This is a genomic window from Streptomyces sp. NPDC056948, from assembly GCF_042674225.1.
Taxonomy (GTDB): domain Bacteria; phylum Actinomycetota; class Actinomycetes; order Streptomycetales; family Streptomycetaceae; genus Streptomyces; species Streptomyces purpurascens.
Window position 1 is genome coordinate 1 of sequence record NZ_JBHUQX010000041.1, and the last position, 12,707, is coordinate 12,707.

Sequence of the window (12,707 nt, forward strand, 5' to 3'; positions counted from 1 at the left end):
CGCCGATGCGGCGGGCCAGGGTCAGCAGCTCCAGGGTGGGCTTGCGGACGGCGCCGTCCACGTGGTCGACGTAGACGAGAACTTCAGCCATGGGACTTCTTCTCTCCTGCTTGCGAAAGATGAGGGGCGGTCAGCGAATGCCGGGCTCAGATGAACTTCTGGCCCGCGAGGAACTCAGCGAGCTGCTTGCCGCCCTCGCCCTCGTCCTTGACGATCGTGCCCGCGGTACGGGCCGGGCGCTCGGCCGCGTTGTCGACCGTGGTGTAGGCACCCTCGAGGCCGACCTCCTCGGCCTCCAGGTCCAGGTCGGACAGGTCCCAGGACTGAACCGGCTTCTTCTTCGCGGCCATGATGCCCTTGAAGGAGGGGTAACGCGCCTCGCCCGACTGGTCGGTCACCGACACGACCGCCGGCAGGGAGGCCTCCAGGCTCTCCGTGGCGGCGTCGCCGTCGCGGCGGCCCTTGACCGTGCCGTCCTCGACCGACACCTCGGACAGCAGGGTGACCTGCGGGACGCCCAGACGCTCCGCCAGCAGCGCGGGCACGACGCCCATGGTGCCGTCGGTGGAGGCCATACCGGAGATGACCAGGTCGTAGCCGGCCTTCTCGACAGCCTTGGCCAGGACCAGGGAGGTGCCGATGGCGTCGGTGCCGTGAATGTCGTCGTCCTCGACGTGGATCGCCTTGTCCGCGCCCATGGACAGCGCCTTGCGCAGGGCGTCCTTGGCGTCCTCGGGGCCCACCGTCAAAACGGTGATCTCCACGTCGTCGTCGGAGTTCTCGGAGATCTGCAGCGCCTGCTCGACCGCGTACTCGTCGAGCTCGGAGAGCAGACCGTCCACGTCGTCCCGGTCGACGGTCAGGTCATCGGCGAAGTGCCGGTCGCCAGTGGCGTCGGGCACGTACTTCACAGTGACAACGATCCTCAAGCTCACGCCGGCTCTCCTACTGCATCGTGATTTCTCGGCTGCCTACTTGCAGGCAGCATAGGCGCCTCAAGCGGCCGATTCCGGTCGGGGCGACCCACGCTCCGAGCGAAATATTACTCGTCAGTACACCTAGTTCGTTCCCGCTAAGCAAGCGCTTTGAACTGTGACCTTCGCAACGCAGCGTAACCGGAACTCGACGGTCCCGCAGCCCGGGGGTCGTACCCCTCAGTCGGGCAGTCTCTGGAAACGCCCCTGGTGGTAGAGGAGCGGACGGCCGGTGCCCGTGGGGTCCCCGTGCAGGACCTCGGCGAGCACGAGCCGGTGGTCTCCGGCGGGCACACGGGCGATGACCCGGGCCACCAGCCAGGCGAGCACGCCGTCGAGCAGGGGGACACCCTCGGGCCCCTCCCGCCAGACGGTGGGCGGAGCGAAGCGGTCGGCTCCGTTGCGGGCGAAGGTGGCGGCCAGCTCCTGCTGGTGCTCGCCGAGGATGTGGACGCCGACATGATCGGTCGCCTCTATCGCGGGCCAGCTCGAGGAGCCGGTGCCGACGCCGAAGGACAGCAGGGGCGGTTCGGCGGAGACGGAGGCGAGGGAGGTGGCGGTGAAGCCCACCGGACCGGTGTCGCCACGAGCGGTGATCACGGCGACCCCCGCCGCGTGCCGCCGGAAGACCGAGCGCAAGAGGTCGGGCGTGGCGAGGAGGTCCGAAGGCATGGGGTCAGGCTGACGATATGTGGTGTGCACAGTCAAGTTCGTTTCGTGATGTGGGAGATGACTCACTGGACGCACTCACCGGCCGTGCCGGCACCTCATACCGCCTCTCCCAGCGCGGCGATCACATCGGCCTTGCGCGGCTGTCCGGTGGCCCGCCGCACCACCCGGCCGTCGGCGTCGAGGACCAGCACGGTCGGGGTCTTGAGGATGTCCAGCCGTCGCACGAGGTCCAGATGGGCCTCGGCGTCGATCTCGACGTGGGTCACGCCCGGGACCACGCCGGCGACCTCTCCGAGCACCCGCCGGGTCGCCCGGCAGGGCGCGCAGAACGCGCTGGAGAACTGCACGAGCGTGGCCCGCTCCCCTAGTTCCGCGCCCAGTTCCGCCGCGCCGAGCCGCTTGCCGTCGTCCCGCCCGCGCACCCGCACTCTCCCGCTCCGCCGCCGTTGCAGCACTCCGTAGGCGCTCGCCGCCGCGAGCACCAGTACACACACCACCAGTCCGGTCATCACCTGCTTCAAGCGTTCACGAGACCGCAAAGATTCCCGACCCCTCAACGGGGCCGCGTTGCGGAATGCTTGGTTCCCATGGACATCGATGCGAGAGGGCCGCGTTTCGGCGCGGCCGTGACGGCCGTCGTGCTGGCGGTCGTTCTGGTCACGGGGAGCGCGTGGCTGCTGGCCTGGCAGACGCTGGCGTTCCTGCTCGGCGCGGCGGGCGGGGTGAGCCGGTCCCCCTACGGCTGGCTGTTCCGGAAGGCCGTACGGCCGCGGCTCGGGCCGCCGAGCGAGTTCGAGGCGCCCGAACCGCCGCGATTCGCCCAGGCGGTGGGTCTGCTCTTCGCCGGGCTCGGCCTCGTCGGCTACACCCTGGGGCCCGACTGGCTGGGACTCGCGGCGACCGGCGCGGCGCTCGCGGCGGCCTTCCTCAATGCGGCGTTCGGGTACTGCCTGGGCTGCGAGTTGTACTTGCTCCTGCGGCGGGTGGCGGTGCGCGCGGAGTAATACGGGCGTAAAAGCACGAGGTGGGATCACTCGGCGACGTGACGAGAATCTCGTCCCCGGCGGGCACGAGGACTGGCTACCCGGCCGTTCTTCGGGCACGATCTGCGACAAGCCGTAAACCTACGGCTGCGTAACTTTCCGCTGGGAATCCCTTCCCAGGCAGAGCAGGAAGGGTCCGGCCCGCCCATGGCAGAGCTCGTCTACCGTCCCGTCGTCGGTTTCGCCCGCACGCTGTTCAAGGCGTGGGACCTCAAGATCGACCTCCAGGGTTCGGAGAACATCCCGCGCTCGGGCGGCGCCGTGCTGGTGAGCAATCACATCAGCTACCTGGACTTCGTCTTCGACGGCCTGGCGGCCCTGCCGCAGAAACGTCTCGTGCGCTTCATGGCGAAGGAGTCCGTCTTCCGGCACCGGGTCTCCGGCCCGCTGATGCGCGGTATGAAGCACATCCCCGTGGACCGCAAGCAGGGCGAGACGGCCTACGCGCACGCCCTGGACTCGCTGCGGTCGGGCGAGATCGTCGGGGTCTTCCCGGAAGCGACCATCTCGCAGTCGTTCACGCTGAAGAGCTTCAAGTCGGGCGCGGCGCGCATGGCGCAGGAGGCCGGCGTCCCGCTGATCCCGATGGCGGTGTGGGGCACGCAGCGGCTGTGGACCAAGGGCCACCCGCGGAACTTCAAGCGCAGCCACATCCCCATCACGATCCGGGTCGGCGAGGCGATCGAGGCCTCCCGCGACAAGTACGCGGGCGCGATCACGCGTCAGCTCCGCGAGCGCGTCCAGGAGCTCCTCGAGGCCGCCCAGCGCGCCTACCCCGTACGCCCGAAGGACCCCGAGGACACCTGGTGGATGCCGGCCCACCTCGGCGGCACGGCACCGACGCCGGAGCAGGTGCGGGCGGCCGAGGCGCACTGACACCCCGGACCGACCGCCCCGGGCTCGGATCCGGCTTCAGAGTGCGGTGGGGAGTGTCTGCCACAAGTGGGGCCGGTCGCGGGCCGATGTGAGGGTGTCCAGCACGACCGGGTGAGGCGCGGCGTACAGGACCGGACAGTCCGTTTCACCGGACGCCGCATCCGGCGTGAAGGCGAGCCGCTCGCCCTTGAGGGAGAACCGCGCGTCCACACCCGGCTTGTTGCCCCGCGGGTCCTGCCGGTGCCACGCGCCGTCGAACCGCACGGCGACCAGACCGTGCACCACCTCCAGTTCCTGGTAGCACAGCGCGGTCGGGATGTCCTCGGCCCGTAGCAGCGCCGCGAGCGCGTGGGCCTTGGCGTAGCAGATGCCGGTGCCCTGTTCCAGGACATCGGAGGCGCGCCAGGTGACGCGGAGGTCGCCCGAGTCCTGCGAGTGCGGAATGGTGTCGCGCACGAATTCGAACGCCGCCTGCGCATACTCATACGAGTCCGACACACCCTCGGCCAACTTGGCCGCTGTGCCGCGAACGAGCGGATGGTGATGGTCGATCACCTCGTCAGCGGCCAAGTAGGCGGAGAGGTCTGGGTTTTCCTGGGTCAGCTGCATGCACGCAGAGCATAGGAACGAGACCACCCCTCGGTCAATGCATTTTCTACTGGCCGTATATCTATGCAGCGATGGGAAGAACGGCTGAACACCGCCGCAACCACCTGCCCGACCACAACCCTTCCCCCGCGCCACCGGTCTCGGCCTGCGCAGATCTGTGACTAGGGGGAAGACATGAAGGACCCACACCGCCTGCTCGGCGCCGCGTTCGTCTCCTGCGCCCTGGCGGCGGCCGGAGTCGGGGCCGTGCCCGCGCACGCCGCGGAGAACCAGCTCTGGATCAGCGCACCGTACGAGACGGTGCTGCCCGGCGCGGACGCGAACGGTGACGCGCGTGCGCGCACCCTGGCCGTGCAGGTGAGCCGAGATGTCGCCGACGGCGGCCTGCCGGCCGGGCAACTGACGGTCGACGTGAGCGAGATCGCCTCGTTCGCGCGGGTGTCGTGGCCCGCGAACTGCGCGCCCGAGTCGGAGGTCGAGGCGGTCTGCGCCGTCCCGGAGATGCCGGCGGGGACGGACACCGTGCAGGCCGCCACGTTCGAACTGCGCGCGCTGCCGGGGGCGGACGTCAGCGCTTCGGGGTACGTGCGCTACTCGGCCACCGCCGGAGAGGCGACGTCCCACCCGGGCGAGACCCGGGTGGGCGTGGGCAACGGGCCGGACCTCGGGCTCAGCGAGGCGGACCACCAGCGCGACCTCAGGCCTGGCTCGCAGACGAGCGTGCGGGCGACGCTGTCCAACAGCGGCAACCGCACCGCGGAGCGCACCCTGCTGTGGCTCGACGCCTCGTACGGACTGCGTTTCAAGGAACGGCACGCGAACTGCGAGTACCGGGAGCACGAAACCGGCACGTCCGCCCTGTGCGTGCTGGACGAGGCGGTGGCGCCCGGGCAGCAGTACACGCTGAAGACCGGACTGGGCGTCGGGCGCAAGGCGATGTACGAGCGGTTCGACCACTCCGTCCATCCCTACTCGGACGAGGCGCTCGCGGAGATGCGCGGCGAGTGGACGTGGACCCGGGGCACGGGGACCGAGCTCGACCTGCGTCCGGTGGCCGCAGCCAGGGCCACGGTGTCGGATCCCGACATCGACCCTCAGGACAACTACGGGACCGCCATCCTCGACGCCCGGAACACCGCCGACCTCAAGCTCACCGGCAGCAGGGTGAGCGGTGGCGCCGGCGACACCGTGACCGCCCGAGTCACCGTGCACAACCGCGGCCCGGCCTGGGTGGCGTCGCTGGGCGCGGGCGCGTCGGTGGCCACGGTGAAGTTCCGGGCGCCGGAAGGCACCACGGCCGTGAACCTGTCGGAGGAGCGCTGCTGGTCACTGCCGGAGGAGCCGGAAGGGGCGTCCGGCACGACCCACTTCTGCCGGACGCCGATCTACCTGCACGACAAGGCGTCGTACACCTTCGAGATCCCCTTGCGGATCGACCGGGTGGTGCGCGGGGCACGCACCACCGTCGAGACCCTCAACGACGACCTGGAGCTGCCCATCAGCGAGTTCGACCCGAACCTGCGCAACAACAGGACGGAGATCCTCGTCAACCGATGAACAGCACGGGTCAGCGGGCCATCTCCTCCTTGAGCGCCGCCACGAACGTGTCGACGTCCCCCTCGGTCGTGTCGAAGGCGCACATCCAGCGGACGTCGCCCGCGGCCTCGTCCCAGAAGTAGAAGCGGAACCGCTTCTGCAGACGCTCGCTCACGTCGTGCGGCAGACGGGCGAACACCGCGTTGGCCTGCACGGGGTAGAGGATCTCCACCCCGTGCACGGCGCGTACGCCCTCGGCGAGGCGCTGGGCCATCTCGTTGGAGTGGCGGGCGTTGCGCAGCCACAGGTCCCGGGCGAGCAGCGCCTCGAGTTGCACCGACACGAAGCGCATCTTGGAGGCGAGCTGCATGGACAGCTTGCGCAGGTGCTTCATATGGCTGACGGCGTCCTGGTTCAGGACCACGACGGCCTCGCCGAAGAGGGCGCCGTTCTTCGTGCCGCCCAGGGAGAGGAGGTCGACGCCGACGGCGTCGGTGAACGTCCGCATCGGGACGTTCAGAGTGGCGGCGGCGTTGGCCAGCCGGGAGCCGTCCACGTGCACCTTCATGCCGTGCGCGTGGGCGTGCTCGCAGATGGCGCGTATCTCGTCCGGCGTGTAGACCGTGCCCAGCTCGGTGGACTGGGCGAGGGAGACGACCTGCGGCATCGCGCGGTGCTCGTCGTCCCAGCCGTACGCCTGCCGGTCGATCAGCTCGGGGGTGAGCTTGCCGTCGGGCGTCGCAACGGTGAGCAGCTTCAGGCCGCCGACCCGTTCGGGAGCGCCGCACTCGTCGACGTTGATGTGGGCGCTCTCGGCGCAGATCACCGCGCCCCAGCGGTCGGTGACCGCCTGGAGGGCGACGACGTTCGCGCCGGTGCCGTTGAAGACCGGGAACGCCTCGGCCGTGGCGCCGAAGTGGCTGCGTACGACGCTCTGGAGGTTCTCGGTGTACGCGTCCTCCCCGTAGGCGACCTGGTGCCCGCCGTTGGCCAGGGCCAGCGCGGCGAGCACCTCCGGGTGGGCGCCGGCGTAGTTGTCGCTGGCGAAACCGCGGACTTCCGGGTCGTGATGGCGGCGCGCGTCGGTCTTCGGCGGGTTCACGGCTTCTCGGTGAGCCACAGACGGTTTCCGTTCACTTCGGCGGCGGGCTTGTCCCAGACACCCACGACGGCCTCGGCCAGGTCCTTGACGTCGGTGAAGCCCGCGAACTTCGCGTTGGGCCGCTCGGCGCGCATCGCGTCGTGCACCAGCGCCTTCACCACCAGGATGGCAGCGGCGGACGTCGGGCCCTCGGCTCCCCCCGCCTTGCGGAAGGCGTCGGCCAGCGCCAGCGTCCAGGCCTCGGCGGCTGCCTTGGCGGCGGCGTACGAGGCGTTGCCCGCGGTCGGCTTCGTGGCACCGGCCGCGCTGATCAGTAGATACCTTCCGCGCTCACTGCGCTGCAGGGCCTCGAAGAAGGCCAGCGACGTGTGCTGCACGGTGCGGATCAGCAGCAGCTCCAGGAAGTCCCAGTCGTCGAGACTCGTCTTGATGAAGGTCTCACTGCCGCGCCAGCCGCCCACCAGGTGGACCACGCCGTCGACGCGGCCGAAGTCCTTCTCGATGTGCGTGGCCCAGTCACGGGTGGACTGGAGGTCCAGCAGGTCGACGGGCTCACCGGTGACGGTGGCGCCGCCCGACGCGTAGCGGGCCGCGTCCACGGCCTCCGCGAGCCGCTCGGGATCGTTGTCGGCGGCGGCGACGGTCGCCCCCGCCTCGGCCAGTCGCAGCAGCGCCGCCCGGCCCGCGGGCCCGCCCGCGCCGGCCACCGCGATCACCGCACCGCTGAGAGCTCCGTTCCCCGCCATCTTCTTCGCCTCCTGAGCAGTGTTCCCGGTTCCGCGGATGTCTCCGCCGCTCACGCGGCGATCCGCTCGGTGCTGTCCGCCGTGATGCCCTTGGTGGAGGCGATCACGTTCTTCAGCTTCTTGGACAGTGCCTCATAGAACATGCTCAGCGGAAACTCGTCCGGAAGCACGTCATCGACGAGTTTCCGCGGCGGCTGCGTCACATCCAGGGCCTCGGGGCCCTTGGCCCACTTGGAGCCCGGGTGCGGGGAGAGGTACGTGGAGACCAGCTCGTATCCGGCGAACCAGTGGACGAGCTTGGGGCGGTCGATGCCGTCGCGGTACAGCTTCTCGATCTCGGCGCACAGCTCGTTGGTGACCTGCGGGGCACGCTCCCAGTCGATGGTCAGCTTGTTGTCGGTCCAGCGGACGACGTCGTGTTTGTGCAGGTAGGCGAAGAGGAGCTGGCCGCCGAGGCCGTCGTAGTTGCGCACGCGCTCGCCGGTGACCGGGAAGCGGAACATACGGTCGAGGAGCACCGCGACCTGCACGTCACGGGCCTGCGGGACGCCTTCGCCCGACAGCTTCACGGCCTCCCTGAAGGCCGTGAGGTCGCAGCGCAGCTCCTCCAGGCCGTACATCCAGAACGGCTGCCGCTGCTTGATCATGAACGGGTCGAACGGCAGGTCGCCGTGGCTGTGGGTGCGGTCGTGGACCATGTCCCACAGGACGAACGCCTCCTCGCAGCGCTTCTGGTCGTGGACCATCGCGGCGACGTCCTCGGGCAGCTCGAGGCCCAGGATGTCGACCGCGGCGTCGGTCACCCGGCGGAAGCGGGCCGCCTCGCGGTCGCAGAAGATGCCGCCCCAGCTGAACCGCTCGGGTGCCTCGCGCACGGCGATGGTCTCGGGGAACAGGACGGCGGAGTTGGTGTCGTAGCCGGCCGTGAAGTCCTCGAACGTGATGCCGCAGAACAGCGGGTTGTCGTAACGCGTGCGCTCCAGTTCGGACAGCCAGTCCGGCCAGACCATGCGCAGCACGACCGCTTCGAGATTGCGGTCCGGGTTGCCGTTCTGCGTGTACATCGGGAAGACGACCAGGTGCTGGAGGCCGTCCGCGCGGCTCGCGGCCGGCTGGAAGGCCAGCAGGGAGTCGAGGAAGTCGGGCACCTCGAAGCCGCCGTCGGCCCACCGGCGCAGGTCCTTGACCAGGGCCTCGTGATAGGCGGCGTCGTGCGGAAGCAGCGGGGAGAGCTCAAGTACCGCGTCGGCGGCCCGGCGGACGGCCAGCTCGGCGTCGGCGTGCTCCGGCGCACCCTCGGCGTCGAAGTCGATCGACCCGTCCTTGGACTGCCATGGCCGGATCCGCTCCACGGCATCCTTGAGCACGGGCCATGCCGGGTACTCCACCACCCTGGCCACGGGAGGAACCAGGTCCTCCGAACCCACCTGCACAAGAATTTCCGTCATGTCCCACCTTTCACGGGAGAATCTCGCGTACCTCGACCGTATACACACGAGGTTCCTCCCAGCAAGGGCAACCTCCGAAAATTATCCTGCCAGACCCTGTGGTTCGCCGCACTTTTTCCTGTCGGTCATCCTTCTGCCCGTATGTACGCCGACCATGCCCTCGCCCTCTGCAGAGGGCGGGTACAGGCGATACGGTCCAGGTGGGCCGTAAGGCCCCCAGTGCCGCCTGTCGACGGAAGAGAGTCGCGTCTTGAACTTCCTCACCATCGGTCACCGCGGAATCATGGGTGTGGAACCCGAGAACACCCTCCGTTCCTTCGTCGCCGCCCAGGAGGCCGGCCTCGACGCCATCGAACTCGATCTGCATCTGAGCAAGGACGGCGCGCTCGTCGTCATGCACGACACGGACGTGGACCGCACAACCGACGGCAGCGGGCCCATCGCCGAGAAGACCCTCGCCGAGCTGCGCGCCCTGGACGCGGGCCGGGGTGAGCGGGTGCCGGTCTTCGAGGAGGTCCTGGAGGCCGTCCAGACGCCGCTCCAGGCGGAGATCAAGGACGCGCAGGCGGCGCGGGCGCTGGCCGAGGTGATGAACCAGCGCGGGCTGGCCGGCCGGGTGGAGGTGTCCTCGTTCCACGACGAGGCGATCGCCGAGATCAAGCCACTGGTGCCGGGTGTGCGTACGGCGCTGATCGCCAGCCGCTACGGGACCGACATCGTGGACCGCGCCCTCGCGGCCGGCGCCGAGACCGTCTGCCTGAACATCCGCCGGCTCAGCCTGGAGATCGTGGAGCGCGCGCACAAGGCCGACCTGAGGATCATCGGCTGGGTGGTGAACACGCAGGACCATCTGCGGCTCGTCCGGGCGTTCGGTCTGGACGGCGCGACCACCGACCACCCGGACATCAAGCGCACGGGCCGTTTCACGGCCTAGCCGCTAGCCGAGCTCCTTGACCAGCAGCTCGAAGCTCAGGTCGTCGCGCTGCGGGATGCCGAAGCGCTCGTCGCCGTACGGGAAGGGGGTCATCCGACCCGTACGGCGGTAGCCGCGCCGCTCGTACCAGGCGATGAGGTCGTCGCGTACGGATATCACGGTCATGTGCATCTCCGTCACGCCCCATGTCGCCCGGGCCAGGCCCTCCGCCTCCGCGATGATCACCTTGCCGAGGCCCTCGCCCTGGAGCCGGGGGCTGACCGCGAACATCCCGAAGTAGGCGTGGTCTCCACGGTGCTCGAGCTGGCAGCACGCGACGATCCCGCCCTCCCGTTCCACGATCAGCAACCGGCTGTCGGGCGACTTGATGACGGCCAGCACGCCCTCGGGGTCGGTCCGCTGCCCTTCGAGAATGTCGGCCTCGGTGGTCCACCCGGCCCGGCTGTCGTCACCCCGGTACGCCGACTCGATGAGCGCGACCAGCTCGTCCACGTCGGCGTCGGTGGCATCGCGGTAGGTCAGTCCGGTGGCGGCGGTGTCCATGGGCGTACGTCTCCGTTTCGGGGCGTGATTCGGGTACGGATGAGAGTAGCGCCGCCACTAGGCTCTCGTGCATGGTGCATGTACTCAGCAGCCGGATCCTGCTCCGCCCGTCCGACCCCGAGCGGTCCCGTGCCTTCTACGGCGAACAGCTCGGCCTCGCCGTCTACCGGGAGTTCGGCACGGGTCCCGAGCGCGGCACGGTCTACTTCACGGGCGGTGGCTTCCTCGAGGTCGCGGGCCGGTCCGACACTCCCCCGTCCCCCGACGTACGTCTCTGGCTCCAGGTCGACGACGTGGCCGCGGCGGAGGAGGAACTGCGGGCCAAGGCCGTCGAGATCGTGCGGCCGGCGGTGAAGGAGCCGTGGGGCCTGGTCGAGATGTGGATCGCGGACCCGGACGGAACGCCGATCGTGCTCGTCGAGGTCCCGGCGGACCACCCGATGCGGTACCGGCCCGGCATCTGAGGTCATGCGGGGCGGTGCTCCCACCCTCGGTCGGTACGGGTCAGCTCGCGGAAGCCCGCGCCCGTCAGGAGGTCGAGCCTGGTGCTGTCGCCGGCCGATTCGTAGGCCACGAGCCGGTCGACGCCGCACAGGCGGAGCCAGTCGGCGGTCTGGGCCAGAAGCCAGTGCTCCAGGCCGGTGCCGTACTGCGCGGGCTCGACGTGGAGGTTGCCGATGTCGGCCAGGCCCGCGGCGCGGGCGTGGCGTTCCGGGCGGGCCAGGGCGGTGTCCACCTCGACGAAGCCGAGGACGCGCGCGTCGGCGTAGGCCGTGAAGCGGGTGCCGCACTCGCCCAGCGTGCGTTCGACCGTGACGCCCGGCCGGGGCTCGAGCGCCGGCAGGTCGGCGACCCGGGCGATCAGGATGACCTCGGTGTCCCCGATGTGCTGGAACCCCGCGCGTTGGTAGACGGCCCGGATGTGGGGCCAGTTGCGGGGCAGTCCGTAGACGAGCGGGGCGGGGAGTGCGCCGTCGGCGTACCGGACGCGGACCTTCCAGCGGGCGAGCTGTGCCAGGCACGCCCGCATCAGCAGGTCGGCGTCCGGCCAGTGCGACGCCGTCGGGCGGTGGACGAACCAGTTGATCTCGGCGATGTCCCGATAGGTCTCGCCCACCTCGACATCGGCGCGGTAGCGCAGCAGATGGGCCGCGGCGACGACGCACTGGCGCTGCTCGGCGACGAGCGTCGTCCGCTCGGCCACCCACGGGTCGGTGATGAACTCGCCGGGCTGCCGCTCCAGGTCGCCGAGGACGGTGTTCACGGAGACGGAGATTCCGGGGACGACGGCCGCCACGTGCGTGTTGACCAGGTCGGTGAGCTGGTCACGGTCGGCTCGGCGGAAGGGGCGCACCTCGAGTGCGGGCATGGGGTACCTCCGGGCAGATGAAGGAGCTGGAGGCCGCCACGCGGTGCGGTACGGGGTGAGGGTACGTCGGGGCCGGTGCGGCACACCAGTGGGGAAGGAACGCACGCCGTGAAGCTCGACGCACCCGGCGACCGGCGGGCCCTGCCGGAGCGAGCTGGGAACCAGTCCGGTTCAACCCCGCAGCGCGCCCAGGCGGCCCTCCAGTTGGCCGAGCAACTCTCCGAGCAGGGCTGCGAGTTCGCCCTGTTCTGGGGCGTCCAGGCCGGACAGGACCGCTGTCTCGTAGGCGAGCTGGGCGGGCAGGATGCCGTCGACGAGTTCGCGTCCGGCGTCGGTGAGGCGGAGGTGGGCGACGCGGCGGTCGCGGCTGTCGCTTCGGCGTTCCACCAGGCCGCGTTCGGACAGTTGCTTGAGGCGTTTGGTGACGGCGGCGCCCGAGGAGAAGGTCTCCCGGGCCAGCTCCCCGGGGGTCAGTTCGTGCCCGGTGCGGCGCAGCGCGCCCAGCAGGTCGAACTCCGGGCGGCTCAGACCCTCCCGGCGCAGCGGCGCGTCCTCGGCCTGCTGAAGGAGGGCGGCACAGCGGTTGATCCGGCCGATGACCTCCATCGGGCCCGTGTCGAGCCCGGGGTGCACGGCCCGCCACTGCCGAACGACACCGGAAACCGTGTCGCCCCGCCGGCCGTCGTGCGGGTCGTCTTCGACCGCGGGGGCCTCGTCGGCCTGCTCCCCTCCGGTCGTACGGGTCCCGTCGGCTGCCCGCCTGCCGGCGGAGTGCTCCCCGATCGTGTGGGCATCACCGGCCGGGTCCCCGCCGGCCGTCCGCGCCCGGTCGGCCGCACGCCCCTCGGCGAGGTC

At 70.2% G+C, this 12,707-nt stretch carries 15 protein-coding genes and 1 pseudogene; 5 read left to right on the forward strand and 11 right to left on the reverse strand.

The annotated features are described in order from the left end of the window. From ACFTZL_RS07890 to ACFTZL_RS07905, 4 genes and pseudogenes are all read right to left on the reverse strand, one after another. A pseudogene (locus tag ACFTZL_RS07890) lies at window positions 1-91 on the reverse strand (electron transfer flavoprotein subunit alpha/FixB family protein); the annotation flags it as partial. 55 nt (window positions 92-146) lie between these two features. Continuing rightward, window positions 147-935: an electron transfer flavoprotein subunit beta/FixA family protein gene (locus ACFTZL_RS07895; protein ID WP_261680893.1), complete on the reverse strand. Its 789-nt coding sequence runs from the start codon at window positions 933-935 to the stop codon at window positions 147-149. Window positions 936-1,154: 219 nt separating this feature from the next. Beyond that, on the reverse strand, window positions 1,155-1,646 hold the full coding sequence (locus ACFTZL_RS07900; protein WP_382579514.1) for a flavin reductase family protein: 492 nt from the start codon (window positions 1,644-1,646) through the stop codon (window positions 1,155-1,157). Window positions 1,647-1,741: 95 nt separating this feature from the next. Continuing rightward, on the reverse strand, window positions 1,742-2,155 hold the full coding sequence (locus ACFTZL_RS07905) for a thioredoxin family protein (protein ID WP_382579568.1): 414 nt from the start codon (window positions 2,153-2,155) through the stop codon (window positions 1,742-1,744). Window positions 2,156-2,233: 78 nt separating this feature from the next. Here ACFTZL_RS07905 and ACFTZL_RS07910 point away from each other — a divergent pair, with 78 nt between their 5' ends. Together ACFTZL_RS07910 and ACFTZL_RS07915 are read left to right on the forward strand one after the other, a co-directional pair. Continuing rightward, window positions 2,234-2,650 carry a DUF4395 domain-containing protein gene (locus ACFTZL_RS07910; protein ID WP_382579516.1) on the forward strand — a complete coding sequence of 139 codons (417 nt, stop codon included), beginning with the start codon at window positions 2,234-2,236 and terminating at the stop codon, window positions 2,648-2,650. A 186-nt stretch (window positions 2,651-2,836) separates the two neighbouring features. Beyond that, the gene (locus tag ACFTZL_RS07915) at window positions 2,837-3,565 is read left to right on the forward strand and encodes a lysophospholipid acyltransferase family protein (RefSeq protein WP_382579517.1); all 729 of its coding nucleotides are present in this window, start codon (window positions 2,837-2,839) and stop codon (window positions 3,563-3,565) included. Between the two features lie 36 nt (window positions 3,566-3,601). Here the strand turns inward: ACFTZL_RS07915 and ACFTZL_RS07920 are convergent, their stop codons facing one another. Beyond that, the gene (locus tag ACFTZL_RS07920; protein ID WP_382579519.1) at window positions 3,602-4,174 is read right to left on the reverse strand and encodes a transglutaminase domain-containing protein; all 573 of its coding nucleotides are present in this window, start codon (window positions 4,172-4,174) and stop codon (window positions 3,602-3,604) included. A 174-nt stretch (window positions 4,175-4,348) separates the two neighbouring features. Here ACFTZL_RS07920 and ACFTZL_RS07925 point away from each other — a divergent pair, with 174 nt between their 5' ends. Continuing rightward, complete coding sequence (locus ACFTZL_RS07925; RefSeq protein WP_382579521.1) at window positions 4,349-5,731, forward strand: hypothetical protein; 1,383 nt, start codon at window positions 4,349-4,351, stop codon at window positions 5,729-5,731. Between the two features lie 10 nt (window positions 5,732-5,741). Here the strand turns inward: ACFTZL_RS07925 and ACFTZL_RS07930 are convergent, their stop codons facing one another. Genes ACFTZL_RS07930 through ACFTZL_RS07940 form a run of 3 tightly spaced genes read right to left on the reverse strand, consistent with a single transcriptional unit; the run spans window position 5,742 to window position 9,006 of the window. Then, entirely contained in the window at window positions 5,742-6,812 is a 1,071-nt protein-coding gene (locus ACFTZL_RS07930) for a threonine aldolase family protein (RefSeq protein ID WP_382579523.1), read from the reverse strand. After that, window positions 6,809-7,558, reverse strand: coding sequence for an SDR family NAD(P)-dependent oxidoreductase (locus tag ACFTZL_RS07935; protein ID WP_382579524.1), 750 nt, complete (start codon window positions 7,556-7,558; stop codon window positions 6,809-6,811). The genes ACFTZL_RS07930 and ACFTZL_RS07935 overlap by 4 nt, the downstream gene beginning before the upstream one ends. Before the next feature lie 50 nt (window positions 7,559-7,608). Further along, the gene (locus ACFTZL_RS07940; protein WP_382579526.1) at window positions 7,609-9,006 is read right to left on the reverse strand and encodes a DUF6421 family protein; all 1,398 of its coding nucleotides are present in this window, start codon (window positions 9,004-9,006) and stop codon (window positions 7,609-7,611) included. A gap of 250 nt (window positions 9,007-9,256) precedes the next feature. Here ACFTZL_RS07940 and ACFTZL_RS07945 point away from each other — a divergent pair, with 250 nt between their 5' ends. Further along, window positions 9,257-9,940: a glycerophosphodiester phosphodiesterase gene (locus ACFTZL_RS07945; RefSeq protein WP_382579527.1), complete on the forward strand. Its 684-nt coding sequence runs from the start codon at window positions 9,257-9,259 to the stop codon at window positions 9,938-9,940. A 3-nt stretch (window positions 9,941-9,943) separates the two neighbouring features. Here the strand turns inward: ACFTZL_RS07945 and ACFTZL_RS07950 are convergent, their stop codons facing one another. After that, complete coding sequence (locus ACFTZL_RS07950) at window positions 9,944-10,483, reverse strand: GNAT family N-acetyltransferase (RefSeq protein ID WP_382579529.1); 540 nt, start codon at window positions 10,481-10,483, stop codon at window positions 9,944-9,946. A gap of 71 nt (window positions 10,484-10,554) precedes the next feature. On the opposite strand from ACFTZL_RS07950, the gene ACFTZL_RS07955 reads away from it, so the two are divergent. Next, window positions 10,555-10,947 (forward strand): VOC family protein, encoded by a 393-nt coding sequence (locus ACFTZL_RS07955; RefSeq protein WP_382579530.1) that lies wholly within the window; start codon window positions 10,555-10,557, stop codon window positions 10,945-10,947. A 2-nt stretch (window positions 10,948-10,949) separates the two neighbouring features. Here ACFTZL_RS07955 and ACFTZL_RS07960 read toward each other — a convergent pair whose 3' ends face one another. Next, complete coding sequence (locus ACFTZL_RS07960; protein WP_382579531.1) at window positions 10,950-11,852, reverse strand: N-acetyltransferase; 903 nt, start codon at window positions 11,850-11,852, stop codon at window positions 10,950-10,952. 171 nt (window positions 11,853-12,023) lie between these two features. Then, window positions 12,024-12,635, reverse strand: coding sequence for a MarR family winged helix-turn-helix transcriptional regulator (locus ACFTZL_RS07965; protein WP_382579570.1), 612 nt, complete (start codon window positions 12,633-12,635; stop codon window positions 12,024-12,026). Between the last annotated feature and the right edge of the window lie 72 nt (window positions 12,636-12,707).